Origin of the sequence: Sulfitobacter sediminis, from assembly GCF_040811725.1 — a bacterium.
In the GTDB taxonomy this organism is placed as follows: domain Bacteria; phylum Pseudomonadota; class Alphaproteobacteria; order Rhodobacterales; family Rhodobacteraceae; genus Sulfitobacter; species Sulfitobacter sediminis.
Map to the genome: position 1 here is coordinate 108,045 of NZ_JBFNXX010000012.1, position 23,261 is coordinate 131,305.

Here is a 23,261-nt window from a genome sequence, read left to right on the forward strand (position 1 = left end):
TGGCGGTGTTCGTCTGCTGAACGTGGCTAGCCCACCAGCTTCTCAACCAGCAGGCGGCGAACGGGCTCCGCTGTCTCGAAACGCTGGCGGACCGCTGACAGCAGTCCACCCTCGGCGCTGCGCCAGTCGTCGGTCATCTTGTGGTGCAGAATCAGCTTCTTGAGCTTGAGCAGATCCGCATGGGGATGGTCCTGCTCATAGGGTTTGGGCACCCGTTTCAGGGGCGGGTCGCCCCAGTCTGAGAAGGTCATGCCCGTCTGCGCGATCGCCTCGGCAAGCTGGTCGCCCCATGTGTCGACGAAAGCGCGGAAGCGGGTCAGCTTCGCACCTTTCATCGGGGTCAGGCCAAAGCCAACAGTCATATCCCCCGGCTCTGTTCCAAAGAAATAGACGGGGGCAAAGGGTGCCTCTTCGGCGGGAGACCAGAGAATGTGGAGGTGCGTCTTGAAGGGGGTCTTGTCCTTGGAAAAGCGCACGTCGCGGTAGATGCGGAAGACCTTGGGTTTCATCGCGCGGCCCGCGATGCGGCTGAGGTCGTCGGCCATCAGGTCGGCGAAGAATTCCGCCGGTTTCTTGACGTTCTCGTTGTAATGATCCTTGCGCGGGTCGAACCATTCCTTGGTGTTGTTCCGGCTCAGCTCGGCAAAGAAGGCGTTGCTGTCGTCGATCATGCGGGTGAAGCCATCGGTTGTCATGGGAATGCCCTTTGCAGTCTCGGAGCGCCCCATCACAGAGCTGCCGCCATTTCACCGCAAGTATGCCAGATTTCTGTGCTGAGGGTAGAGTACGCAACCCTTGAAAGATGAGGACGGAGGCATGTGGGGTCAGTCGAGCCAGTCAAAGCCATTGCGTCAGAGAGCGACCTGCACGAGGTGCCGCGGTTCGCGCCGGGTTCCTTGCGAGTTCTGTAACGGCAGGGGCGAGGTTGCTCTGAGCAGGGATATGAAGGGCAACATCCGGTACGGACGCTGTACGTGCTGTTATGGCCTTAAGACCATGCGTTGCCGGACCTGCAATGGTGATGGTTTCGTCTGAGACGTCACCGGCCCTTCTTGCGTGTGGTCTTGACTGCGGATGATATGCCGAAGCTACTGCGAATGCACCACTGATCCAGGATTGGAAAGCTGCGCCGATGGCCGGACCGTGCTAGGCTTGGGCGGATCATCCGGGAGGTGCGGCATATGAAAAGGCTTCTGTTCAGCGTGTTGCCGGTGCTGATGGCCGGCTGGGCCTCAGCGCAGACACCGCCCTCGGCCGCGGAGATCGCGCGGTACGAAGGGCTGCACCAGGCCGCGCATCGGGGGGATGTGGCGGAGATCGGGCGGCTGGTTTCGGAAGGCACAGATTTGAATGCGCGGGACGGGTCCGGGCGGACGGCGGCACATGTGGCGGCCTTTGCCTCGCATGACGCCGCACTACGGGCGCTGGCGGAGGCGGGCGCGGACATGAACGCGCTGGAGAACCGTTTCTATGACGTCGTGACCATTGCGGCGGTGGCGGACGATCCGGAGCTGATGTCGCTGGCGATCGAACTGGGAAACCGGGCGGACCTGATCACCAGCGTCTACGACGGCACCGCGCTGATCGCGGCGGCGCATCTGGGGCATGCGGAGGTGGTGCGGCGGCTGATCGCGGCGGGGGCGCCGCTGGATCATGTGAACAACCTTGGCTGGACGGCGCTGATGGAGGCGGTGGTGCTGGGGGACGGCGGGCCTGCGCATCAGGCCTGCGCGCGGGCGCTGGTGGCGGCGGGGGCGGATGTGACGATACCGGACAACGCGGGGGTGACACCGCTGGAGCATGCGGAGCGGCGGGGGTATGCGGAGATTGCCACGATCATTCGGGATGGAACGGGGCGATAAATGCGGGCGATGCCCTGTTCGCTGCGGGCAAGACTTCTAACTGCCCCTTATGGCGCAGACGACCCTCATTGACCGCTACCTCACGCTCACCCGCGAGGTGATGCCGCAGATGGCGCGCGCGGGCACGCATCGCTGGCCGGTGCGGGACGATCACTGCTTTCAGCGGATCGTGCTGGACGCGATCAGCGGCGGGGTGTGGTACGACCACATCGCGCGGCCCGCCTACAAGCATCTCACGCCTGAACAGGCGGCGCGGGCAGTGGCGCTCTGCGAGGCGATCATCGAAGGCGAGGCCGATCTCGATGCACTGAACCGCTAGTCGCTGCTTTGGCGGGGAAAGGTCCGGAACTGAGAGCGCAGCAATTCTTTTGCAAAAGAATTGGCAAGACTATTGCAATAGTCTTGGCCCTGTCAGCCGCATTTCGAATGCCCACAGGAGCCGCAGGTCATGCAGCCCTCGACCATGCGCATGTCGTACTGACCGCAGGAGGGGCAGGCCGGGCCACGTGGCTGATCGAGTCCCACGACCTGTGCCTGGGGGTCTGATTTCAGCCCCATCCCCTCACCCGCGATGAAACCTGTGGCGATCATGTGCTGTTCGATCACGCCACCGATGGCCGCAAGGATCGAGGGGACGTATTTGCCCTGCATCCACGCGCCGCCGCGCGGGTCGAAGACGGCCTTGAGTTCCTCCACCACGAAAGACACGTCGCCACCGCGCCGGAACACCGCCGAAATCATCCGCGTCAGCGCGACGGTCCATGCGAAATGTTCCATGTTCTTGGAGTTGATAAAGACCTCAAAGGGCCGCCGGTGCCCGTTCAGCACGATGTCGTTGATGGTGATGTAGAGCGCGTGCTCTGAATCGGGCCATTTGACCTTGTAGGTATTGCCTTCCAGCTCCTGCGGGCGGTCGAGCGGTTCTGACATATAGACCACCTCGCCCCCTTCGGACACGGGCACAGGCTTGTCGGCCTTGGTGTCCTCGCTGACCGAAAGGACCGAGCCGGTGACATCGTTGGGCCGGTAGGTGGTGCAGCCCTTGCAGCCGGTGTCCCAGGCTTCCATGTAGACGTCCTTGAAGGCCTCGAAGTCGATGTCCTCGGGGCAGTTGATGGTCTTGGAAATGCTTGAGTCGACACATTTCTGAGCGGCGGCCTGCATCTTGACATGGTCGAGCGGCGCGAGGGTCTGGGCATTGACGAAATAGTCCGGCAACTCGCGGTCCCCGTATTTGTCGCGCCAGAGCTGGACGGCGTAGTCGACGACCTCTTCCTCGGTGCGGCTGCCGTCCTTTTGCAGGACCTTGCGGGTGTAGGCATAGGCGAAGACCGGCTCGATTCCGGATGAGACGTTGCCCGCATAAAGGCTGATCGTGCCGGTCGGCGCGATGGAGGTCAGGAGCGCGTTGCGGATGCCGTTGGCGCGGATCGCGTCGCGGACGTCCTCGTCCATCTGGCTCATGGTGCCGGAGGCGAGGTATTTCTCGGCGTCGAAGAGGGGAAAGGCACCCTTCTCTTTCGCGAGATCCACGGAGGCGAGATAGGCGGCGCGGGCGATGGCGTGAAGCCAGTGCTCGGTCTGCTCTGCCGCTTCATCCGAGCCGTAGCGCAGGCCCAGCATCAAGAGCGCATCGGCCAGCCCGGTTACACCGAGGCCGATGCGGCGCTTGGCCTGCGCTTCCTGCGCCTGTGCCTCAAGCGGGAATTTCGAGACGTCCACGACGTTATCCATCATGCGGACGGCTGTCGCGACGAGGTCCTGCAGCGCGCCCTCGTCCAGTTGCGCGGCCTCCTCGAAGGGGTCGGTCACCAGCCGCGCAAGGTTGATCGAACCCAGAAGGCAGGCACCGTAGGGCGGCAGGGGTTGTTCGCCGCAGGGGTTGGTGGCGGCGATGGTCTCGCAGTAGCTGAGATTGTTCAGCTGGTTGATGCGGTCGATGAAGATCACGCCGGGTTCGGCGTAATCGTAGGTCGCCTGCATGATCTTGTTCCACAGATCGCGCGCCTGCACCGTGTGGTAGACCTTTTCGTCAAAGACCAGCTCCCACGAGGCATCGGCCTTGACCGCCTCCATGAAGGCATCGGTGACCAGTACTGACATGTTGAACATGCGCAGGCGGGCGGGGTCGGATTTCGCGGTGATGAAGTCGAAGATATCCGGGTGATCGCAGCGCATGGTGGCCATCATCGCCCCCCGGCGGGAGCCTGCGGACATGATCGTCCGGCACATGGCGTCCCAGACGTCCATGAAGCTGAGGGGACCGGAGGCATCGGCGGAGACGCCCTTCACGTCGGCCCCCTTGGGGCGGATGGTCGAGAAGTCATAGCCGATCCCCCCGCCCTGCTGCATGGTGAGCGCGGCCTCTTTCAGCATGTCGAAGATGCCGCCCATGCTGTCGGGCACGGTGCCCATGACGAAGCAGTTGAAAAGCGTGACCTGGCGCGCGGTCCCTGCCCCTGCGGTGATGCGGCCGGCGGGGAGGTATTTGAAATCCTCAAGGGCGTGGTAGAAGCAGTCTTCCCAGTGCTTGGGGTCCTTTTCGACCTTCGCCAGATCGCGGGCGATGCGGCGCCAGGTGTCCTCGACCGTGACGTCGTTGGGGGTGCCGTCGGGCTTCTTGAAGCGGTACTTCATGTCCCAGATTTGTTCGGCGATGGGGGCGGCGAAACGGGACATGACGATTCCTTCGATTGGTGACGGAAGGTTGCCAAGGTACCAAGATTTGCACCCGCTGGCTATGGCAAATCATGCGTTAAACCACCACACTTTGATCCGGACCCAAGAAAGGCTACCCTATGTCGTGGCTCAGGGGTGAGTCTGTGGATAACGCGGTGGGTAAGTGATGGGTAAATTCGTCAACCTGATCAAGCTGAGCGTCGGCACGGAAAGTGTCGAGGACCTGGAAGCATGGCAGCGCCACCGCTCCAAACAGATCGAGGACGGGCATTACTACCACGTCACCCGCATGTGGCCCAAGCGCGAGGCCGATGTGCTGAACGGCGGGTCGATCTACTGGGTGATCAAGGGCGAGGTTCAGGCGCGCCAGCGGGTGCTGGAATTTCGCGAGCGGATCGGTCAGGACGGGATCAGGCGCTGCGCGCTGATGCTGGACCCGGAGGTGATCCGGGTGACGCCGACGCTGAAACGGCCGTTTCAGGGGTGGCGGTATCTTGAGCCCGAAGATGCCCCGATGGACCTGCCGAAGGGGCGGGAGAACGAGGCGGCGCTGCCTGCGGATCTGAACCGGGCGCTGGCCGAGATCGGGGTGCTTTGAGGATCGGGGGTGCGGGACGGAGCTGCCGTTCGATCTTTTCCTTCAAAGGTACGCTTCAACGAAAATCAATACCAGTGCGAAACAAAGGGCCGCAACGTTCATTTACCATAAGTGCAGCGCTAGCGGCTCTTGATCGCGTCGCTGCTCATGTCGAAGAGCGCGGATCACGGGAACCGTCGGAGACATGTTGTCGCCCTTGACGGTCAAGCAACGAAGTAGGACGAGCGCGCTCGTGGTTAACTATTTCTAAAATGCTTGGCGGCACGAACACGTGCTGAGGAAAAGGCCTGGCGTGTGATATGTCTCTGATTGATCCCCAAGAATATCGAAAAGCCTTTGTGAAATATCTGCGCAAGGGAACTCCAATCCATTTTGAGACGAAGAACACCAAGCCTACCACCCATTACATCTGGCGAACGCGACGTGACGGCCAGGTTCGGTCATCACATGCCGAACGCGAAGGCCAGATTTTTTCATGGGACAATCCACCAGAAGGCGGGCACCCAGGGGAAGACTACGGGTGCCGTTGCACAGCGGAACCGTATCTGCCCGAGGCTTCCGAGTTTATGGAAATCACGTTGCAGGGTGTTTCAGCGGGCGGTGGAGCTTGGAGCAGCCGGGACTTTGTCCGCCACTACTACCGTGGAAACGGGCGCGGCGTCACTGCACGCGAGACCGGTCATCTGTCCGCAATAGTCGATGAATACATGACGAAAATATAAAAAAGACTGAAAGATCAAATTGCTACTGAAGCACGAAATAGACGCACGGGCAGTTTCACCTATCCATTTGGTAGACCTTACATCATGACGAGTGTTGTTTTCAGCATTGGGAACACCGTAATCGGCGGTGAATTTTCGGGGAGCGTAGAGGAACAGCATGGTGTCTTAAACGTAGAAGGCTCGTTTGATTTTCACTTAAGGGACGAATTTGCTGATCCGGCTGACATAGGTGTTGAGGTCGTTGATTCTGGCGAGACGATTTTTGAGAACATACACAGGCCGCTAGAGAATTACTTTCGAGGCCGCACCGGCCTTCCACCCCGTGGTCCTCAACGGCTCGGGATTCAAACTGGCGACCCGTATCCAATAACTGACAATTGGTCAGGCACCTTGAGAGGACAAATCTGCCTAGATCCCGCGCGAAGTAACTATGGATAAATTCCGCGGCCTTCTCATTACCGGAATATGTGCTGCAATCTTTGCACTCGCCTTCTCATGGGGGGTCCCAACACGCTGCGTTCAGCTTCCGAACGGCATGAACATTGGAAAGCAGGCAATTATTGATCTGGCCAAGCCATACTTTCGTCCCGAAGTTGTGCCAAAATTTCAAAACGGGAAGTCTCTACTTCCCGGAGATGCATGGCCATTCTTTACAACCGAAACAACAGTTTATGGAACCGCAGAGGCAAACGACGCGGATGATGATTTTCTGTTTGTTTGGCGGATGGATACGGGGCTAATCCGGAAAGACGAAGACCCCGCAAGATATCAACGTCTTATTGAGGAAGCTGGTCCATTACTTGAAGGCACGCGGTACGGTGGTTTCGGATCAGAAATCATTATGCGGCAACTTCAAAAGCAGCCTGCATATGCGGATCAAACCTGCTGGACGCGGTGGATCGCAGTCGGCAACTCAGGTATCTAACAACCCACTCGCTCAACACCGTTTTTCGCCGTTATTGTATTCCGCACGGTAGTCGCTGCCATTTGCCGCCCCTAGCGTTTCGATGCCCCACTAGTTCAATTCCACGAAGATCTGGCAAAGCGGTGCGCCAAATCCGACATTCGTAGCTCGTACACCATCGGTCACAATGGGCTCAAAGCCGTCGTTCGATCATGGTGCAGCATCCGCAATACCGGCCCAACAACCGACGTGCGCCGCGACTTACCCAGGCTCGAAACGCCCTGCGCCCTCAACCCTCAGTACAGCGCCTCGATCTGCTCCGCGTAGATCTCGTAGATCTTCGCCCGGCGCACCTTCATCGTCGCGGTCACCTCGCCGTCGTCGTGATCCAGCTCTTTGCGCATCAGCCAGACCTTCTTGACCTGCTCCACGCGGGCGAGGTTCTGGTTCTGCTTTTCGACCTCTTTTTCGATCAACTCCTGCACGCGCGGGTTCTCCGCCAGCGAGCGGAAAGTCGTATAGGCGATCCCCTGCCCCTCGGCCCAGAGGCGCACGGTGTCCATGTCGAGCTGCACGAGGGCGGCGACATAGGGTCGCTTGTCGGCGATGACGATCACCTCCTTGATGAAGGGGCTCGCCTTGATCACGTTCTCAATGAGCGCGGGCGACAGGTTCTTGCCCGCCGCGTTGATCATGATGTCCTTCTTGCGGTCGACGAGGGAGAGCGAGCCGTCGGGCTTGATCTCGCCCACGTCCCCGGTGTGCAGCCAGCCATCGACGATGGTCTCGGCGGTGGCCTTGGGGTTCTTGTAGTAGCCCTTGAAGATCGTGGGACCGCGGAAGAGCACCTCGCCATCCTCGCCCAGCTTGCAGTCGACGTTGGCGACGGGGAAACCGATGCGGCCCTCGCATAGGCCCCAGTCGGGCTGGATCGTGCCCACGCCGGAAGTCTCGGACATGCCCCAGGCTTCGCGGATGTTCACACCTATGCCGCGGAAGAAGGCCAGCAAATCGGCCGAGATGGGGGCGGCGGCGGAGATGCCGAAGGTGACGCGGCCAAGGCCGAGATAACTGCGGATGTGGCGGTAGACGAGCGCGTCCCAGAAGACGTTGGCCACGCGGTCCTTGAAGGACCACTGATCGCGGCGGATGGCACCGCGGCGCTGCGCGCCCTTGAGAGCAGCGAGCGTCATCGGCGCGCGCAGCTTGCCCGCCGTCTGCGCCTGCACAAGCACGCCCGCCTGCATCTTTTCCCAGATGCGCGGGACGCCGAAGAAGATTTGCGGGGCGACCTCGCGCAGGTCGAGGGTGATGGTGCGCAGGCTCTCGCCGAAGTTCATCACGAACTGGCGCGACAGGCCGTTGATCACCGTCACCGCCTGTTCGGCGATATGGCAGAGCGGCAGGTAGCTCAGCACATCCGTGCCGGGCGGGTAGCTGCCGAAGACATCCGCCGCCACGGCGGCACCGGCGTGGATGTTGCCATAGGAGATCTCCGCCGCCTTGGGCAGACCGGTGGAGCCGGAGGTAAAGACCATCATGCAGGTATCGTCGGGCTGCACGTTCGACAATCGCGCCCGCAGGTCGTCTTCCAGATCGGAGAGCCGCTTGCGGCCGCGTTCGAGCAAGTCCTCGAAACTGATCAGCCCCAGCGTCTCATCGCCCTTCGTCCCCTTGGGATCGAAAACGATGAGTTGCCTGAGCTTGGGCACGCGGCCCTCAAGCTCCTTGATCTTGTCGAGCTGCTCCTGGTCCTCGATGAAAAGGATCGTGGTATCGGAGGCGTTGATCAGGTGATCGAGCTCCGCCGCGGGGGATGTCGGATACATTCCCACCACCACGCCGCCGCCCGCGTTCACGCCGAACTGCGCCTGCACCCATTCGCTGCGGTTTTCCGACAGGATGCCCACGTGGCCGCCCTGCTCCAGCCCCAGGTCCATCAGCCCGGCGGCGGCGGCCTGCATGATGTCGCGCAGACCGGACCAGGTGATCTCGTTCCAGATGCCGAATTCCTTCTGCCGCATGGCGACCGCATCGGGACGCGCGGTTGCGTGGTCGTGCACCAGTTGCACGGCTGGTTTGAACCCGGGGAGTTTCTCGTCGAAGGCCATGGCGGTCTCCTCAGCTCAGCCAGCGCTTGCGGCGCTTGTAGTGTTTCACGTCACGGAAGGACTGGCGGTCTTCCGAGCCATCCTCGGACATGCCGAGATAGAAGGACTGGATGTCCTTGTCGTTTTTCAGCTTGGCCACATCGCCTTCCATCACGATCTGGCCGCTTTCCATGATATAGCCGTAATCGGCCACGCCAAAGGCCACGCCCGCGTTCTGCTCAACCAGCAGGATCGCGACGCCATCTTCTTCGTTGAGACGCTTGATGGTGGTGAAGATCTCCTCCACCACCTTTGGCGCGAGGCCAAGCGAGGGTTCGTCCATCAGGATCAGGCTGGGCCGCGCGATCATCGCCCGTCCGAAGGCCAGCATCTGCTGCTCGCCGCCCGACAGGTACCCCGCGATCTGGCGGCGCCGTTCCTTGAGGCGTGGAAAGAAGTCGTAGACCTTGTCGTAGTCGGGCTTTTCCTTGCGGTCGTCGAGCGCGTAGGAGGCGGCGACGAGGTTATCCTCCACGGTCATCTCGGTGAAGATCCGCCGCCCCTCGCGCACGTGGAACAGCCCCTGCTGCACCAGCTTGTCGGGCTGGATCGACAGAACGGACTTGCCGTTGAACGAAATCCGCCCCTCGCCCACCTCGCCGTTTTCCAGCGCCAGCAGATTGCTCGCCGCCTTCAGCGTCGTGGTCTTGCCCGCGCCGTTGGTCCCCAGAAGCGTGACGATCTTGCCGTCCGGCACCTCGAGCGAGAGCCCGCGCAGCGCCTGAACCGTGTGGTAATAGGTCACTTCGATGTTCTCGATGGTCAGCACGCGGGCGTCCTCTTCATCTTTCCAATTACAATTCCGGGGGTCCGGGGGCAGAGCCCCCGAAACGCCCCGGCGTTCACATCACATCAAACGGTGAACCAGTCGGACGACGGCTCGAACAGGCCGCTTTCCGCCTTGTAGGTATAGACCCGTCCGGTGCCGATCTTGTTGTCCACCATGGACACCGGTCCGCCGAAGAAGCCGCCGGAATCGTAGTCATTGATGCCCGCCAGTTCCTCTGCCGCGCGGTCCGCGGTGATCTCAAGGCCCTTGTTGGCCACGCGGCGCAGCGCCTCGATCCCTAGGTTGAGGGAAATGAGCGACTGCAGGCCCCAGGTGGGCATGTAGTTCTCAAGCGGCGTGCCCGCGAAAGCCTTCTTCTGGAAGGCGGCGTAGCGCTGGTAGATGGGCGCCTCTTCCTGATCGTAGGAATAGCGGTAGGGCATGACACCGGAGTAGCCTTCGAGGAAGGGACCGGCCTCTGCCGTGACGCGGTCGGCGATCAGCTTTTCCATGCCCCAGAAGGTGCCGTGGAACTGCGTGGGCAGGCCGAACTGGCGCGCGCCGCCGATGAGCTGCGGCCAGACACCGGTCACATAGCCCTGCAGGATGCAGTGCTCGGCGCCCGATTGCGCAAGTTTGGTCACGTGGGTCGGGATGTCGGCACCCTGCGCCTTGGTCGCTTCTTCCAGCACGACCTTGATGCCCAGCTCCTCGGCCTTCTTCTTGCCGTGCTCGATGGGGTCGCGTCCGAACTCGGTGTTGGAGAAGATGAAGGCGACGGTAGAGCCGCCCGCGTCCTTGATGTTCTGCAGCAGGATATCGACCTGGTCCTCATAAGATGGGCCGGGCAGATACTGGTAGGGGTTCTCGGCCGGGTTGGCGAGGTCCGAGGCGAAGGAGGTGGAGCCCATGAGCGTGGCGTTCTCGCCCTTGAGCTCGGGGGCCACGAGCTTCATGAAGCCGGTGCTGTCGCCGTAGTACATCACGAGGTTCGGCTCGGTCGCGAGCGCGCGCTGGTAGTTGGCAAGCGCGGTGGCGGGGACATAGCCCGAATCCTCGATGGTGGTGCGGATCGGCACGCCGCCGATGCCGCCGTCCTCGTTCACAAGTGCCTCGAACATCTTCATCGCGGGCGAGACAAGCTGGCCCGCCGTGGCGAAGGGACCCGTCAGCGGCAGCGAGGACGCGACGACGTATTCGGTCGGCTGTGCGCGCAGGATCATCGGTGTGCCCATGACCGCCGTTGCGGCGGCGGAGGAGGCGAGGAAGGACCGTCTGTTCAGTTTCATATCTTTTCTCCCTGATATGGTAGTCTTGTCATCCGCGGGCGAAGGGCCAGCGGTTTGCGGCCCGCAACATGCGGTCCACGATCTGGTTGATGCCCAGCGGCTCTTTCAGCAGGAAAAAGACCAGAAGGACACCGAAGGCAATCTCCTGCAGCGGGGCGCGCAACTGCGCCATGCCCGCCGCGTCTCCGGTTATAGCACCGAAGGTGATCTTGATCACTTCGGGAACCATGACGATCACGATGACGCCGAAAACCGGCCCCAAGGTGCGGCCCATGCCGCCGACGATCAGTGCCGCGACCAGTTCCAGCGAGAGGTCGAGTTCGAATTGCTCGGGCAGGATACGGGCGTAGAAATAGGCGAAAAGCGCGCCGGAGAGGCCGCAGTAGGCGGCGGATATGGCGAAGCTGGTGAGCTTGTATTTGAGGAGCGAGATGCCAAGGATTTCCGCTGAATAATCCCGGTCGCGGATCGCGATGAAGGCGCGGCCGACGCGGGTGCGGATCAGGTTCTGCGCGGCTAGCAGCGAGACGAAACCGATCACCGCGATCATGCCGAACATCTCGCGCTTGCTGTCGAGCACCCAGCCGAAGAAGTTGGGCGCATTGGTGGTGAGACCCGTCATGCCGCCGGTCCAGGGGGCAAAGAGATCCTGTTCGATCAGAAAGATCACGATGAAGTTCGCGGCCAGCGTCGCGACGGCAAGGTAGAGGCCTTTTACCCTCAATGAGGGGAGGCCGACCAGAACGCCGATGGCGGCGGCGAGGAAGACCGCGAAGGGGATGGAAAAGAACGGCATGATGCCTGCCGGGATGATCCCCGTGGCGAGGTTGTTGAAGATCGTCACCGCATAAGCCCCGATGGCAACGAAGGCTGCGTGGCCGAGAGAGACAAGGCCCGTGTACCCCGTCAGCACATTGATCCCCACGACGGCGATCAGCAGAAGGCCCATCTTGCAGGCGATGAGGATGAGGTAGTCGTTGGCGAAAGCCCCGAAGACTGCGAGCAGCAGCGCCATGCCATAGACGAAGAACTGCTTGTAGCGGTTGTTAAGGACACGCTCGTCGGCGGCGTAGGTCGATTTGAGGTTCGCATTGATCATATCCGTTCAACCTCTTTCTGGCCCATGAGCCCATGGGGCCGCCAGATCAGCACGATCAGCACCGCGACATACGGCACGATCTCGGCCCAGTCGCCGCCCAATTGCCATTGGGTCATGGCCTCCATCACGCCGACGGCCATGGCGGCGATGAAGACACCGACGTAGCTATCCAGCCCGCCCATCAGGACAATGGCGAGGACGGAAAAGCCGAAAAGACCGAGCGACGGCGAGATGCCGTTGCGGGTGGCGAGGATGGCGCCCGCGATGGCCCCGGTGGTCGAGGCGAGGACCCAGGCGCGGGAGAAGACCTTGGGCACGGAGATGCCCATGGAGTAGGCGGTCGACTGGTCCTCTGCCGTCGCGCGGATGGCGATGCCGCCCTTGGTGAAGCGGACGAAGGCGACGATGCCGCCGAAGAGGATGAGCGCGATCAACATGTTCACCAGATCGGTGCCGAAGATGAAGATCATCGTCCCGAAAAGCTCGAACCGGATGGGCATGTTGGGCGCGATATAGGGCACGTTGGCGGCATCCGCCGTCCAGATCAGCTGCGCCGAGCCCGACATGATGGAAATGAGGCCCACCGTCACCATGATCATGGCAAAGACGCTCTGGCCCATGAGCGGACGCATCAAGGTGCGTTCGATGATGCGGCCCACGATGGCGTTGGCGATGAGGGCGCCGATGATGCCCAGCACGATGCGCGGCAGGTTCGACACCCAGTCGAGCACGGCGCCCATGGGTGAGAACATCGGCAGCCCTTCCTTGGCCGTGACCAGCCAGTCGGGCTGCCAAGAGGCGAGCCATTCCGGTGCCCATGGCTGGCCGGGGACGACGACGGAGAAGGTGAAATAGAAATAGGCCCCGAACATGATCAGGTAGCCGTGGGCGAAGTTCACGACTTTGGTGGCCTTGAAAACACTTACGATGCCGATGGCGATGAGCGCGTAGATCGCGCCCGACATCAGGCCGTTGATGGCGAATTGCAGGAACTGTCCCATTATGCGGCTGCTCCCAGGTAGGCTTCGATGACGTCGGGGGCCTTGGAGACCTCGGCTGGCGTCCCGTCTGCGATCTGCTGACCGAAGTTCAGCACGACGATGTGGCTGCAAATGTCCATCACCATGTGCATGTCGTGCTCGACGAGCAGGATCGTCGTGCCAAACTGCTCCTGAACGTCGAGGATGAAGCGGGCCATGTCGGCGGTTTCCTCGCGGTTCATGCCCGCAACGGGCTCGTCCAGAAGCAGCACCTTGGGCCGCATGGCGAGCGCGCGGCCCAGTTCCACGCGCTTTTGCAGACCGTAGGGCAACATGGTGATCGGGTATTTGCGGATGTGGTCGATTTCTAGAAAGTCGATGACCCGCTCCTCGATCTCGCGGCGCAGTTCCAGCTCTTCGCGTTGTGCCGCGCCGAAGTAGCGCAGCGCCTGCCAGACGTTTGTCTTGAGCCGCGTGTGCCCACCGAGCTTGATGTTGTCGAGCACGGTCATGCCGCGGAAAAGGGCGATGTTCTGGAACGTGCGGGCGAGGCCCAGTTCGGCGCGCTTGTCGGGGCTGAGGCCCGTGATGTCCTGACCTTCGAAGAACACCTTGCCCTTGTCGGGTGTATAGAAGCCGGAGATCGCGTTGAAGAGCGAGGTTTTGCCAGCGCCGTTGGGGCCGATCACGCCGGTGATCTCGCCCGCGCGGGCCTCGAAATTCACGCCCTGCAGCGCTTTGATCCCGCCGAACGACAGATGTAGGTCTTCGATCCTGAGCAACGTGTCCCTCCCCGTTGCGCCGGTGCGGCGCGATCAGTTTTTCGACCTTTGCGTGTGGCTTTCGCGCGGCCTTTCCTGAATTGGCGCGCACACTATCCATGACGCGGTGCGCTGCAAGTGGATTTGGTGGCGCGTGTCAGTGGACGGATTCAACCAGTTTTCGGTAATTACCTGATTTAAAGCGCCTTTGCGTCAGAACGCCTTTTTGTTCAACTGTACGTGACGCAGCGTCAGAACAGCATCGCCCGCAGTGCATCCAGCGTCTTTTCGTCCTCTGGATCGAGTTCGGCGGCCCGGCTTTGCCAGAGCGTCGCCTGAGAGCGGAGGATCAACCCGTCGCTGAGTATCTTGAGATGGTTGGCGCGCAGGGTCTCGCCGCTCGACGTGATGTCGGCGATCAGCTCTGCGGTTTCGTTTGCCACGGTGCCCTCGGTGGCACCCTGGCTGTCGACGATGGCGTAATCGGCGACGCCATGGGTGCGGAGGAATTCCCGCACGAGGCGGTGGTACTTGGTCGCGATGCGCATGCGGAACCCGTGCTGAGCGCGGAAGGCGGCGGCGGCGCCGTCGAGATCGTCGAGGGTGTCGACGTCGATCCAGGCCTTGGGCACCGCGATGACAAGGTCGGCATGGCCGAAGTCCAGCTCTTCCAGCGGCTCGACGACCTGGTCCCAGTGGGCAAGTTTCTCCTGCACGAGGTCGGTGCCGGTGACGCCGAGATGCACGCGGCCCGCGGCAAGTTCGCGGGGGATTTCACCGGCGGACAGCAGGATCAGGCTGACGTTGGCGATCCCGTCGACGCGGCCCGCGTATTCCCGTTCGGACCCGGTCCGCTGAAGCTGAATACCGCGTGCGCCGAACCAGTCAAACGTTTTCTCCATAAGCCGCCCCTTGGAGGGCACGCCCAGTTTCAGGGTCATCGGTCGGCCTCCAGTTCGAGCATGAGGCCGGGGCGCATCACGCCGCCGACGGCGGGGATTTCGGCACCGTTACCAAGGCGGCGGGTCAGCGCGTCGTAGCGGCCGCCGGTGGCGATTTCGGGCCAGTCGGGGTGGGCGTCAGCCTGAAAGCCGAAGACGAAGCCGTCGTAGTATTCCATGGACGTGCGCCCGTAGCTGGCGGCGAAGGGCAGCGCGTCGGTGGGGATGTCGCGGGCGGCAAGGGCGGCCGCGCGGGCGGCAAGGCGGGCGACGGCCTCGGCGATTTCGGGCAAGTCTTGGGCGAGGGTCTGGAGTTTGACCAGCGCGTCGGTGAGCGTGCCCTTGACCGCGAGAAGTGTTTCGATCCGCGCGACCTGTTCGGCTGAGATCGGCGGGGCCTCGGCGTCGGCGCGCAGGGCGGCGATGCGGCGGTCGATCTCGGCACCGCTGCGCAGGCCGATGTGCGGGGCGTCGGTGGTGACCTCGCCCGCCAGCAGGGCGGCGCGGGTTTCGGGGACAGGCGTACGACCGGCGAAGCGGTTGAGGAGCGCGTCAAAGCGCGAGGGCCGCCAGATGTGGCGCATGAGGGCGGCCTTGCGGTCGTCAGTGGTCTCAAGGCCAGAAACAGCGGCCATGAGGATGCCGATATCGCCGGTGATGGGGGTGACGGGCTGGCCCTTGAGCGCCTCAGCGATGAGCGCGAAGACCTCGGCATCGGCGGCGGCGGGGTCGGTGCGGTCGAAGACCTCGTAGCCGACTTGCACGTATTCATTGGCGCGCTCGGGGTCCTGTTCCTGGCGGCGAAAGACCTCGCCTGCATAGGTGTAGCGCGCAGGCTCGGCCCCATGCGCCATGTGCATCTGCACCACCGGCACGGTAAAGTCGGGGCGTAGCATCTGTTCGCCCCTGAGCGCGTCGGAGGTGATGTAGGCGCGGGCGCGGATGTCCTCGCCGTAGAGGTCCAGCAGCGTGTCTGCGGGCTGCAGGATGGGCGGTTCGACCACGGCGGCACCCTGCGCCTCGAACAGCGCGCGCAGGCTGGCGGCCCGCTCGTTCGTTTCGGCGCGGGTGGGCATCAGCGGTGGGCGTCCAGGATTTCGCGGACCTTGGCGACCAGATCGGCGCGCGGCACCTCTTGTTGCTGGGGCCGCTCTGCCCATTCCTCGTGGCTAGCCCCCTCGGCGATTTTGGCACCGAGGATCAGGTCCTTGATCTGGATGACGCCGCGCTCTTTCTCATCCCCGCCCTCGATCACCGCGACGGGGGAATTGCGCTTGTCGGCGTACTTGAGCTGGTTGCCGAAGTTCTTGGGGTTGCCGAGGTAGACCTCGGCGCGGATGCCTGCGGCGCGCAGTTCGGTCACCATGGCCTGGTAGTCGGCCATGCGGTCGCGGTCCATCACGGTGACGACGACGGGACCTGTGGCGCTCGTGTCGAGGCGGCCCTTGGCGTCGAGCGCAGCCAGCAGCCGGTCGACGCCGATCGAGACGCCGGTGGCGGGCACTTCCTGCCCGGTGAAGCGCTTGACGAGGTCGTCGTAACGCCCCCCGCCTGCGACGGAGCCGAAGTTGCGGGTGCGGCCCTTGTCGTCCTTGATCTCGAAGGTGAGTTCGGCCTCGTAGACGGGGCCGGTGTAGTAGCCGAGGCCACGGACGACGGAAGGGTCGATGACGATGCGGTCTGGGCCGTAGCCGCCCGCACCGAGAAGTTCGGCGATCTGTTCCAACTCATCGACGCCTTTGGTGCCAATGTCGGAGCCCTCGACCAAGTCACGCAGCCGCGCGACGGTTTCGGGGCCGGTATCGCGCTTGGCGTCCATGAAGCCCATGACGACATCCGCCTGCGCCTCCGTCAGCCCCGCGCCTTTGGTGAAATCGCCGCTTTCGTCCTTGCGCCCCTCGCCCAGAAGCGAACGCACGCCCTCCGGTCCCAGCCGGTCCAGCTTGTCGATGGCGCGCAGGACGATGCCGCGTTCGGCGTGCCTATCGTCGCCGGACAGGCCCGCGACTTCGAGCACGCCGTTCAGCACCTTGCGGTTGTTCACCCGCACAATGTAGTCGCCGCGTTCGATCCCGACCTCTTCGAGGCAATCCGCCAGCATCGCGCAGATCTCCGCATCCGCCGCGACAGATGGCGCGCCCACGGTATCGGCATCGCATTGATAGAACTGGCGAAACCGGCCTGGCCCCGGCTTCTCATTCCGCCAGACGGGCCCCATGGCATAGCGGCGATAGGGCGTGGGCAGGTCATTGCGGTGCTGCGCGTAGACGCGGGCCAAGGGTGCTGTCAGGTCATAGCGCAGGGCCAGCCAGTCGCCGGGTTTGTCGGCATCCGCGTCCTCCTGCCAGGCAAAGACGCCCTCGTTGGGGCGGTCGACGTCGGGAAGGAACTTGCCCAGCGCCTCGACGGTCTCGACAGCAGAGGATTCCAGCGCGTCAAAGCCGTAGCGGTGGTAGACGGCGGCGATCTTGCCCAGCATCTCGGCGCGATGCGTGACCTCGGCCCCGAAATAGTCGCGGAAACCCTTGGGGGTTTCGGCCTTGGGGCGCGGTGTTTTCTTGGGCTTGGCCATGTCGTCGGTTCCCTGACGCGAGATTTCGCCCTGCTCCTACCCCAGCCCCCATTTGAGGGCAAGAAGCGGCTCAGATCGTGTCGAAATCACCGCCCCTGCCCTTGCCGGAGGCAAAGCGCGCGGCGCCCTTTTGCCCTTCGGCGGCGAAGTTGGCGGCGGAGGCCCATTCGCGGCGGAGGGCTGCGGCGAGGTCGGCAGGGGGCATGCGGGACGACAGGTGGTCGCCGCGCATGCAGGACTGCGGAAAACGGCAGAGGTCGCGGGCGAGGGCCATGGCGGCGTTGAGCGCTTCGCCCCGGGGGACGGTGCGGTTGGCAAGGCCGATCTGGGCGGCCTCGGCAGGCTCGACAGGGCGGCCCGTGAGGATGAGCTCGCTCGCTATCCCCTGCCCCACCACGCGCGGCAGGCGGAAGGTGCCGCCGTCGATCAGCGGCACACCCCAGCGGCGGCAGTAGATGCCCATGACCGCGCCCTCGGCCATGACGCGCAGGTCGCACCAGAGGGCCAGCTCCATCCCGCCTGCGACGGCGGGGCCTTCGATGGCGGCGATGACGGGTTTGGTGAGCATCAGGCGCGAGGGGCCCATGGGGGCGGGGAGCGGATCGGCGATGGGGTCGGTCCAGTCGTCGGGGATATCGACCTCTTCGATCCAGCCTTGCGCGCTGCCGTCGGCGGCGGTCTTGAGGTCAAAGCCCGCGCAGAAGGCACCGTCCGAGCCGGTGAGGATGGCGACATAGCTGTCGTTGTCCGCTTCGAAGGCGGTGAAGGCGTCGTAGAGCCTGCGCGCGGTGTCGGGATTCACAGCGTTGCGCGCCTGCGGGCGGTCAATGGTGACGACCGTGACCCGTTCCTCTTGCGTGATGGTGACGCTCATCCCATTTCCCTCCTCGTCGGTCTCATGTTAGGGCCCATCCAAAAGGAAGGCTCATGGAAAAGCTAGAAGAACAGATCGCCCATCTGACACGGATCGTGGATGACCTGAGCGATATCGTCGCCCGGCAGGAAGGCGAGATCGTCACGCTCAATCGCCGGGTGCATATGCTGATGCAGCGCGAGGGGGAGCGGGAGGCGTCGAGCGGTGGCGGCGTGGTGTTCGGGGATGAGAAGCCGCCGCACTACTGATCGGCGGGGATCGTTCTCTTTGAAAGAGAACGGCCGGAAGTTCTGAAAATTTCCGATCCGCGGGTTTGACGATAGGGTGAGCGCTTTAGCCGCTGGATTTCTCGGTTGTCGCCAGCACTTCGCCGTCGTGGATCAGCATTTCGGACCAGCTGGTGTTGTCCCTTGGCCGTGCGTAGGCGTTCACGAAGACCGTATTGCGCTCGAGGCTCTTGATGCGCGACCCGCAGGGCTTGCCCTTACCGGTCCCGCATACCTGACGCTTGACCTTTTCATAGGCGCGGTCTGTTTCGCCCACGGGCAGATGCGCGCCCGCCGGGCCGTAGTGCAGGAGTTCGTAGAAGGACGGCGCGCCGAGCAGCACGTTGGCGGCAGTCAGCTGGCGCGGGCAGCCGTCGGCGAAGCCGGTGATGTAATAGGTGCGTTGGCCCGAGATACCGGGGTTGGTGTCGTAGAGCTTGAAGCCGCTGGCGGAGCTTTCGACTTTCTTGCCGAGCGCGCGGCGCTTGGTCTCACAGCTGCGGGCGATGACGCCGTAGGGCAGGACGGTGCCATGGGCCACGTCGAGGATGTCGTCGTCGGCTGCCGGTGTAGCGCCGCTGCCGAGGAGGCGCGAGAAGAGGCCGGATTGCGCGGGCTGGTCGGCTTCTGGTTCGAGAGAGGCGAGCTGGGTGGATTCTTCTTTGGAAGCGTTCGTTTCGGCACCGGCAACCTCGGTGCTGCCACCCTCGGCCGCGATCACAGTCGGGCCAGCAGCAGCGCGGCTGAACAGGCCAAGGAACCCGCCCCGGCGTTTGGGTTCCGGCGTGTCGACCACTTCGGTTGCGGCGGTTGTGCCGGTGCGTGCCGCGTCGCCGCCAAAGAACCCTTCGCGCGCGATTTCGGCGTCGGTCGGCAGGGCCTGCGCTACGGGATCGGTTTCGGCGATATCCACGTCAGAGATGCGCGGCACCCCGGCAAGCGGGTCGCCACAGGCGGCCAGCAGCGCAAGTGCTGCAATCATCATCCCCGGTCTGATCATGGTCTCCCCCCGTCCGATCACTCGGCGGTGTATCGCAAAGAGGCCGGATCGTCCACATTCCGGAGCATTTTGGCAAAATTGTCGCGGTTCGCCGCCTAGATTTCCTCGACCTCCAGCACCCCGCCGAGCGAGCGGATCGCGCCCTTGATCTCCGGTGTTACCGGGAATTCCGCGCCGAGATCGACCTCGACCTCGCCGGGCAGCGCCGGGTCCATCAGGCAAAGCTGCACCGGGCCGCGCGCGGCCTTGCGCGCGGCGTTGCGCGCGCCTTCCAGCACGTCCGCGACCGCCGCGATGGCCTGCGGGGCGTCGATGAACACGCGCAGGCCGATGTTGCCCGCATCGGCGACGGCCATGTCGACGGGTGCGACGGAGCGGCCAAGCAGTTTCAGCTGGTCGGCCTCCATCGTCGCCTCGACGGTGATGACGACCTTTGAGCCGGTCTCGAGGTGGTCGCGGGCCTGTTCCAGCGTGTCAGAGAAAAGCGTGACCTCGTAACCGCCCGTGGGGTCGGAGAGTTGCGCGAAGGCGAAGCGGTTGCCGCGGGCCGATTTACGCTCCTGCCGTCCGGCGACCACACCGGCAAGGCGCGCGTTCATGGCCCCGCGTTCGCTGACCTTCTCGGTCAGTTCGTCCAGCGTCAGGAACGGCACGCCGGTGTCGCGCGACCACTTGCGCTTGAGCGGGGTCATGTAATCGTCGAGCGGATGGCCGGAGAGGTAGAAACCCACGGCCTTGAATTCCTCGGTCAGCCGTTCGGCGGGCAGCCAGTCGTCCACTTGCATCATGCGCGGCTCGGGCAGGTCATCGCCCGCCTCGCCGAAAAGCGAGACCTGGTTGGAGTTTTTCTGTTCGTGCACGGCGGCAGAATAGGCGACGAGCGCGTCGAGCCCTTCGAAGACGCGGCGGCGGTTCGGGTCGAGCTGGTCGAAGGCACCGGAACGGGCGAGCATTTCCAGCGGTCGCTTGCCCACGCGCTTGAGGTCGACGCGGCGGGCGAGGTCGAAGAGGGTGGCGAAGGGTTTGCTACCGCGTCCCTCGGTGATCAGCTTCATCGCCTCGACGCCGACGTTCTTGAGCGCGCCAAGCGCATAAACCAATGCCCCATCCACCACCTTGAAGGTGGCATCCGACCGGTTCACGCAGGGCGGCACCCAGGGCAGCTCCAGCCGCTTGCGCACTTCCTCGAAGTAGATCGCCAGCTTATCGGTCAGGTGGATATCGCAGTTCATCACACCGGCCATGAATTCGACCGGGTGGTTCGCCTTGAGCCATGCGGTCTGGTAGCTGACCACCGCATAGGCCGCCGCGTGGGACTTGTTGAAACCGTAGTTGGCGAATTTCTCCAGCAGGTCGAAAACCTCGGTGGCCTTCTTCTTGTCCACCCCGTTTTCCATCGCGCCCTTTTCGAACTTCGGGCGCTCCTTGGCCATTTCCTCGGCGATCTTCTTACCCATCGCGCGGCGCAGCAGGTCCGCACCGCCAAGGCTATATCCCGCCATGACCTGCGCAATCTGCATCACCTGTTCCTGGTAGACGATGATGCCTTGGGTTTCCTCAAGAATGTCGTCGATCAGCGGGTGGATGGATTCCAGCTCGCGCTTGCCGTTCTTGACGTCGCAATAGGTGGGGATGTTCTCCATCGGACCGGGACGGTAGAGCGCCACCAGCGCCACGATGTCCTCGATGCACGTCGGTTTCATACGCTTCAGCGCATCCATCATGCCAGAACTTTCCACCTGGAAGACGGCGACGGTCTTGGCCTGGGAATAAAGCTTGTAGCTGGCCTCGTCGTCGAGGGGGATGGTGGCGATATCGTCGAGCAGCCCCTCCGGCGGCGTGAACAGCTCGGTGCCGTCGGCGGCAATATGAAGGTGCCGTCCGCTGGCCTTGATCTGGTCCACGGCGTTCTGGATCACGGTCAGCGTCTTGAGGCCAAGGAAGTCGAACTTCACCAGCCCCGCCTGTTCCACCCATTTCATGTTGAACTGCGTCGCGGGCATGTCCGAGCGCGGGTCCTGGTAGAGCGGGACCAGCTGATCCAGCGGGCGGTCGCCGATCACCACGCCGGCGGCGTGGGTCGAGGCATTGCGCAACAGCCCCTCGACCTGCTGGCCGTATTCCAACAGACGCGCCACGACCTCTTCGTTCTTCGCCTCCTCGCGGAGCCGGGGCTCATCGGCCAGCGCCTTCTCGATGGAGACAGGTTTGACGCCCTCGACCGGGATCATCTTTGACAGCCTGTCCACCTGCCCATACGGCATCTGAAGCACGCGCCCGATGTCGCGCACGGCAGCCTTGGACAGCAAAGCACCGAAGGTGATGATCTGCCCCACCCGGTCGCGACCATATTTCTCCTGCACGTAGCGGATCACCTCCTCGCGCCGGTCCATGCAGAAGTCGATGTCGAAGTCGGGCATCGACACCCGCTCGGGGTTCAGGAAGCGTTCGAACAGCAGCGAATAGCGCAACGGATCGAGGTCCGTGATCAAAAGTGCATAGGCCACCAGCGAGCCCGCACCGGAGCCACGGCCCGGTCCCACCGGGATCCCTTGGTCCTTGGCCCATTTGATGAAATCGGCCACGATCAGGAAGTAGCCGGGAAAGCCCATGCCCTCGATGATCCCCAGCTCGAACTCGAGCCGTTTCTCATAGTCCTCGACCGGGGCCGCATGGGGGATGATCTCGAGCCGCGCGCGCAATCCTTCCTGCGCCTGACGCCGCAATTCGGCGACCTCGTCATCGGCGAAGCGCGGCAGGATCGGATCACGCCTGTAGGCCATGAAAGCGCAGCGCCGGGCGATCTCGACCGTGTTCTCGACAGCCTCGGGCAGATCGGCGAAAAGTGTCGCCATCTCCGCAGGGGTCTTGAAGTAATGCTGTGCGGTCAACCGCCTGCGCGGCTGCTGCTGGTCGACATAGGCGCCCTCAGCAATGCAGATCAGCGCGTCATGTGCCTCGTACATGTCCGGTTTGGGGAAGTAGACGTCGTTGGTGGCAACAAGCGGGATGCCCATGGCATAGGCCATCTCGACAAAGCCCTGCTCGGTCAGCCGCTCCGCCTCGAGCTGACCGCCCTCGCCCGGGTGACGCTGCAATTCGACATAAAGCCGGTCTCCGAAGGCGCGATGCAGCCGCGCCATCAGCGCCTCAGCCGCGGGGCGCTGACCCTGCTGCAAGAGCTGGCCCACCGGCCCGTCAGCACCACCGGTGAGGCAGATCACGTCAGCGCAATGCGCCTCCAGTTCCTCCAGCGTGACCTGCGGCACCTGCCCGCCCTTGTCCACGTAAAGACAAGTGTTGAGCTTCATCAGATGCTCGTAGCCCGCCTCGCTCTGCGCCAGCAGCACCACAGGCGCGGGGTCTTTCGGCTTCTCTCCCGGCTGGACGGCGACATAGGCCAGGTCAATCTGGCACCCCATGATCGGCTGCACCCCCGACCCGGCCATGGCGACGGAGAATTCGAGGGCCGCGAACATGTTGTTCGTATCGGTCAGCGCCAGCGCGGGCATGCCCGTATTGAGACACATCTGCGGCAGTTTCTTGAGCCGCAACGCGCCCTCCAGAAGCGAATATTCGGAGTGGGTGCGCAGGTGAATGAATCGGGGGGCGTCGGTCATGGGGGCAAGCTTATCCCCGCCCCGCCAGCACCGCCAGACACCAAGGAGGCCTGCGTGCCGGTTTTCCCGGCAGATGCCGCACAAGTATCTGATCCAAATGACCTAATTTCGCATGAACCCTGGGTCACTGATGGCCCCGCCCTTTCCTCGCACGCATTTGAACTTGCCAGAAGCG

The 23,261-nt window shown here is 63.2% G+C and carries 20 protein-coding genes; 6 read left to right on the forward strand and 14 right to left on the reverse strand.

Going from position 1 to position 23,261, the window contains the following annotated elements:
• Nucleotides 1-26: 26 nt before the first annotated feature.
• On the reverse strand, nt 27-695 hold the full coding sequence (locus AB2B41_RS15820) for a DUF2461 domain-containing protein (protein ID WP_367878782.1): 669 nt from the start codon (nt 693-695) through the stop codon (nt 27-29).
• A 486-nt stretch (nt 696-1,181) separates the two neighbouring features.
• On the opposite strand from AB2B41_RS15820, the gene AB2B41_RS15825 reads away from it, so the two are divergent.
• Both AB2B41_RS15825 and AB2B41_RS15830 read left to right on the forward strand, forming a co-directional pair.
• Nucleotides 1,182-1,862 carry an ankyrin repeat domain-containing protein gene (locus AB2B41_RS15825; RefSeq protein WP_367878783.1) on the forward strand — a complete coding sequence of 227 codons (681 nt, stop codon included), beginning with the start codon at nt 1,182-1,184 and terminating at the stop codon, nt 1,860-1,862.
• Between the two features lie 49 nt (nt 1,863-1,911).
• Nucleotides 1,912-2,181, forward strand: coding sequence for a hypothetical protein (locus AB2B41_RS15830; protein WP_367878784.1), 270 nt, complete (start codon nt 1,912-1,914; stop codon nt 2,179-2,181).
• 92 nt (nt 2,182-2,273) lie between these two features.
• Here AB2B41_RS15830 and AB2B41_RS15835 read toward each other — a convergent pair whose 3' ends face one another.
• Nucleotides 2,274-4,541, reverse strand: a complete 2,268-nt coding sequence (locus AB2B41_RS15835) for an adenosylcobalamin-dependent ribonucleoside-diphosphate reductase (protein WP_367878785.1) — start codon at nt 4,539-4,541, stop codon at nt 2,274-2,276.
• A 166-nt stretch (nt 4,542-4,707) separates the two neighbouring features.
• Here AB2B41_RS15835 and AB2B41_RS15840 point away from each other — a divergent pair, with 166 nt between their 5' ends.
• The 3 genes from AB2B41_RS15840 (at nt 4,708) to AB2B41_RS15850 (ending at nt 6,786) form a co-directional block, all read left to right on the forward strand.
• Nucleotides 4,708-5,139 (forward strand): DUF1489 family protein, encoded by a 432-nt coding sequence (locus AB2B41_RS15840; protein ID WP_367878786.1) that lies wholly within the window; start codon nt 4,708-4,710, stop codon nt 5,137-5,139.
• 299 nt (nt 5,140-5,438) lie between these two features.
• Nucleotides 5,439-5,861 carry a phage minor head protein gene (locus AB2B41_RS15845; RefSeq protein ID WP_367878787.1) on the forward strand — a complete coding sequence of 141 codons (423 nt, stop codon included), beginning with the start codon at nt 5,439-5,441 and terminating at the stop codon, nt 5,859-5,861.
• Between the two features lie 430 nt (nt 5,862-6,291).
• Nucleotides 6,292-6,786: a hypothetical protein gene (locus tag AB2B41_RS15850; RefSeq protein WP_367878788.1), complete on the forward strand. Its 495-nt coding sequence runs from the start codon at nt 6,292-6,294 to the stop codon at nt 6,784-6,786.
• A 275-nt stretch (nt 6,787-7,061) separates the two neighbouring features.
• On the opposite strand, the gene AB2B41_RS15855 is transcribed toward AB2B41_RS15850, so the two are convergent.
• The 10 genes from AB2B41_RS15855 to AB2B41_RS15900 all read right to left on the reverse strand — a co-directional run bounded on the left by AB2B41_RS15855 (nt 7,062) and on the right by AB2B41_RS15900 (nt 18,200).
• A complete protein-coding gene (locus AB2B41_RS15855; RefSeq protein ID WP_367878789.1) occupies nt 7,062-8,876 on the reverse strand; it encodes an AMP-dependent synthetase/ligase in 1,815 nt (604 codons plus the stop codon).
• A 10-nt stretch (nt 8,877-8,886) separates the two neighbouring features.
• Nucleotides 8,887-9,684 carry an ABC transporter ATP-binding protein gene (locus AB2B41_RS15860; RefSeq protein WP_367878790.1) on the reverse strand — a complete coding sequence of 266 codons (798 nt, stop codon included), beginning with the start codon at nt 9,682-9,684 and terminating at the stop codon, nt 8,887-8,889.
• An 83-nt stretch (nt 9,685-9,767) separates the two neighbouring features.
• Complete coding sequence (locus AB2B41_RS15865; RefSeq protein WP_367878791.1) at nt 9,768-10,973, reverse strand: ABC transporter substrate-binding protein; 1,206 nt, start codon at nt 10,971-10,973, stop codon at nt 9,768-9,770.
• A 28-nt stretch (nt 10,974-11,001) separates the two neighbouring features.
• Nucleotides 11,002-12,072 (reverse strand): branched-chain amino acid ABC transporter permease, encoded by a 1,071-nt coding sequence (locus tag AB2B41_RS15870; protein WP_367878792.1) that lies wholly within the window; start codon nt 12,070-12,072, stop codon nt 11,002-11,004.
• A complete protein-coding gene (locus AB2B41_RS15875; protein WP_367878793.1) occupies nt 12,069-13,073 on the reverse strand; it encodes a branched-chain amino acid ABC transporter permease in 1,005 nt (334 codons plus the stop codon). Before AB2B41_RS15875 ends, AB2B41_RS15870 begins: the two co-directional genes overlap by 4 nt.
• Complete coding sequence (locus tag AB2B41_RS15880; protein WP_367878794.1) at nt 13,073-13,834, reverse strand: ABC transporter ATP-binding protein; 762 nt, start codon at nt 13,832-13,834, stop codon at nt 13,073-13,075. Before AB2B41_RS15880 ends, AB2B41_RS15875 begins: the two co-directional genes overlap by 1 nt.
• 230 nt (nt 13,835-14,064) lie before the next feature.
• The gene (gene hisG / locus AB2B41_RS15885) at nt 14,065-14,754 is read right to left on the reverse strand and encodes an ATP phosphoribosyltransferase (protein ID WP_367878795.1); all 690 of its coding nucleotides are present in this window, start codon (nt 14,752-14,754) and stop codon (nt 14,065-14,067) included.
• A complete protein-coding gene (locus tag AB2B41_RS15890; protein WP_367878796.1) occupies nt 14,751-15,830 on the reverse strand; it encodes an ATP phosphoribosyltransferase regulatory subunit in 1,080 nt (359 codons plus the stop codon). The genes hisG and AB2B41_RS15890 overlap by 4 nt, the downstream gene beginning before the upstream one ends.
• A complete protein-coding gene (gene hisS / locus AB2B41_RS15895; protein ID WP_367878797.1) occupies nt 15,830-17,326 on the reverse strand; it encodes a histidine--tRNA ligase in 1,497 nt (498 codons plus the stop codon). The genes AB2B41_RS15890 and hisS overlap by 1 nt, the downstream gene beginning before the upstream one ends.
• A 70-nt stretch (nt 17,327-17,396) precedes the next feature.
• Nucleotides 17,397-18,200: a crotonase/enoyl-CoA hydratase family protein gene (locus tag AB2B41_RS15900; RefSeq protein WP_367878798.1), complete on the reverse strand. Its 804-nt coding sequence runs from the start codon at nt 18,198-18,200 to the stop codon at nt 17,397-17,399.
• A 53-nt stretch (nt 18,201-18,253) separates the two neighbouring features.
• On the opposite strand from AB2B41_RS15900, the gene AB2B41_RS15905 reads away from it, so the two are divergent.
• Nucleotides 18,254-18,448: a SlyX family protein gene (locus AB2B41_RS15905; protein ID WP_367878799.1), complete on the forward strand. Its 195-nt coding sequence runs from the start codon at nt 18,254-18,256 to the stop codon at nt 18,446-18,448.
• A gap of 85 nt (nt 18,449-18,533) precedes the next feature.
• Here AB2B41_RS15905 and AB2B41_RS15910 read toward each other — a convergent pair whose 3' ends face one another.
• On the reverse strand, nt 18,534-19,466 hold the full coding sequence (locus AB2B41_RS15910; protein WP_367878800.1) for a hypothetical protein: 933 nt from the start codon (nt 19,464-19,466) through the stop codon (nt 18,534-18,536).
• A 95-nt stretch (nt 19,467-19,561) separates the two neighbouring features.
• Nucleotides 19,562-23,086, reverse strand: a complete 3,525-nt coding sequence (dnaE, locus tag AB2B41_RS15915; protein WP_367878801.1) for a DNA polymerase III subunit alpha — start codon at nt 23,084-23,086, stop codon at nt 19,562-19,564.
• Nucleotides 23,087-23,261 lie beyond the last annotated feature (175 nt).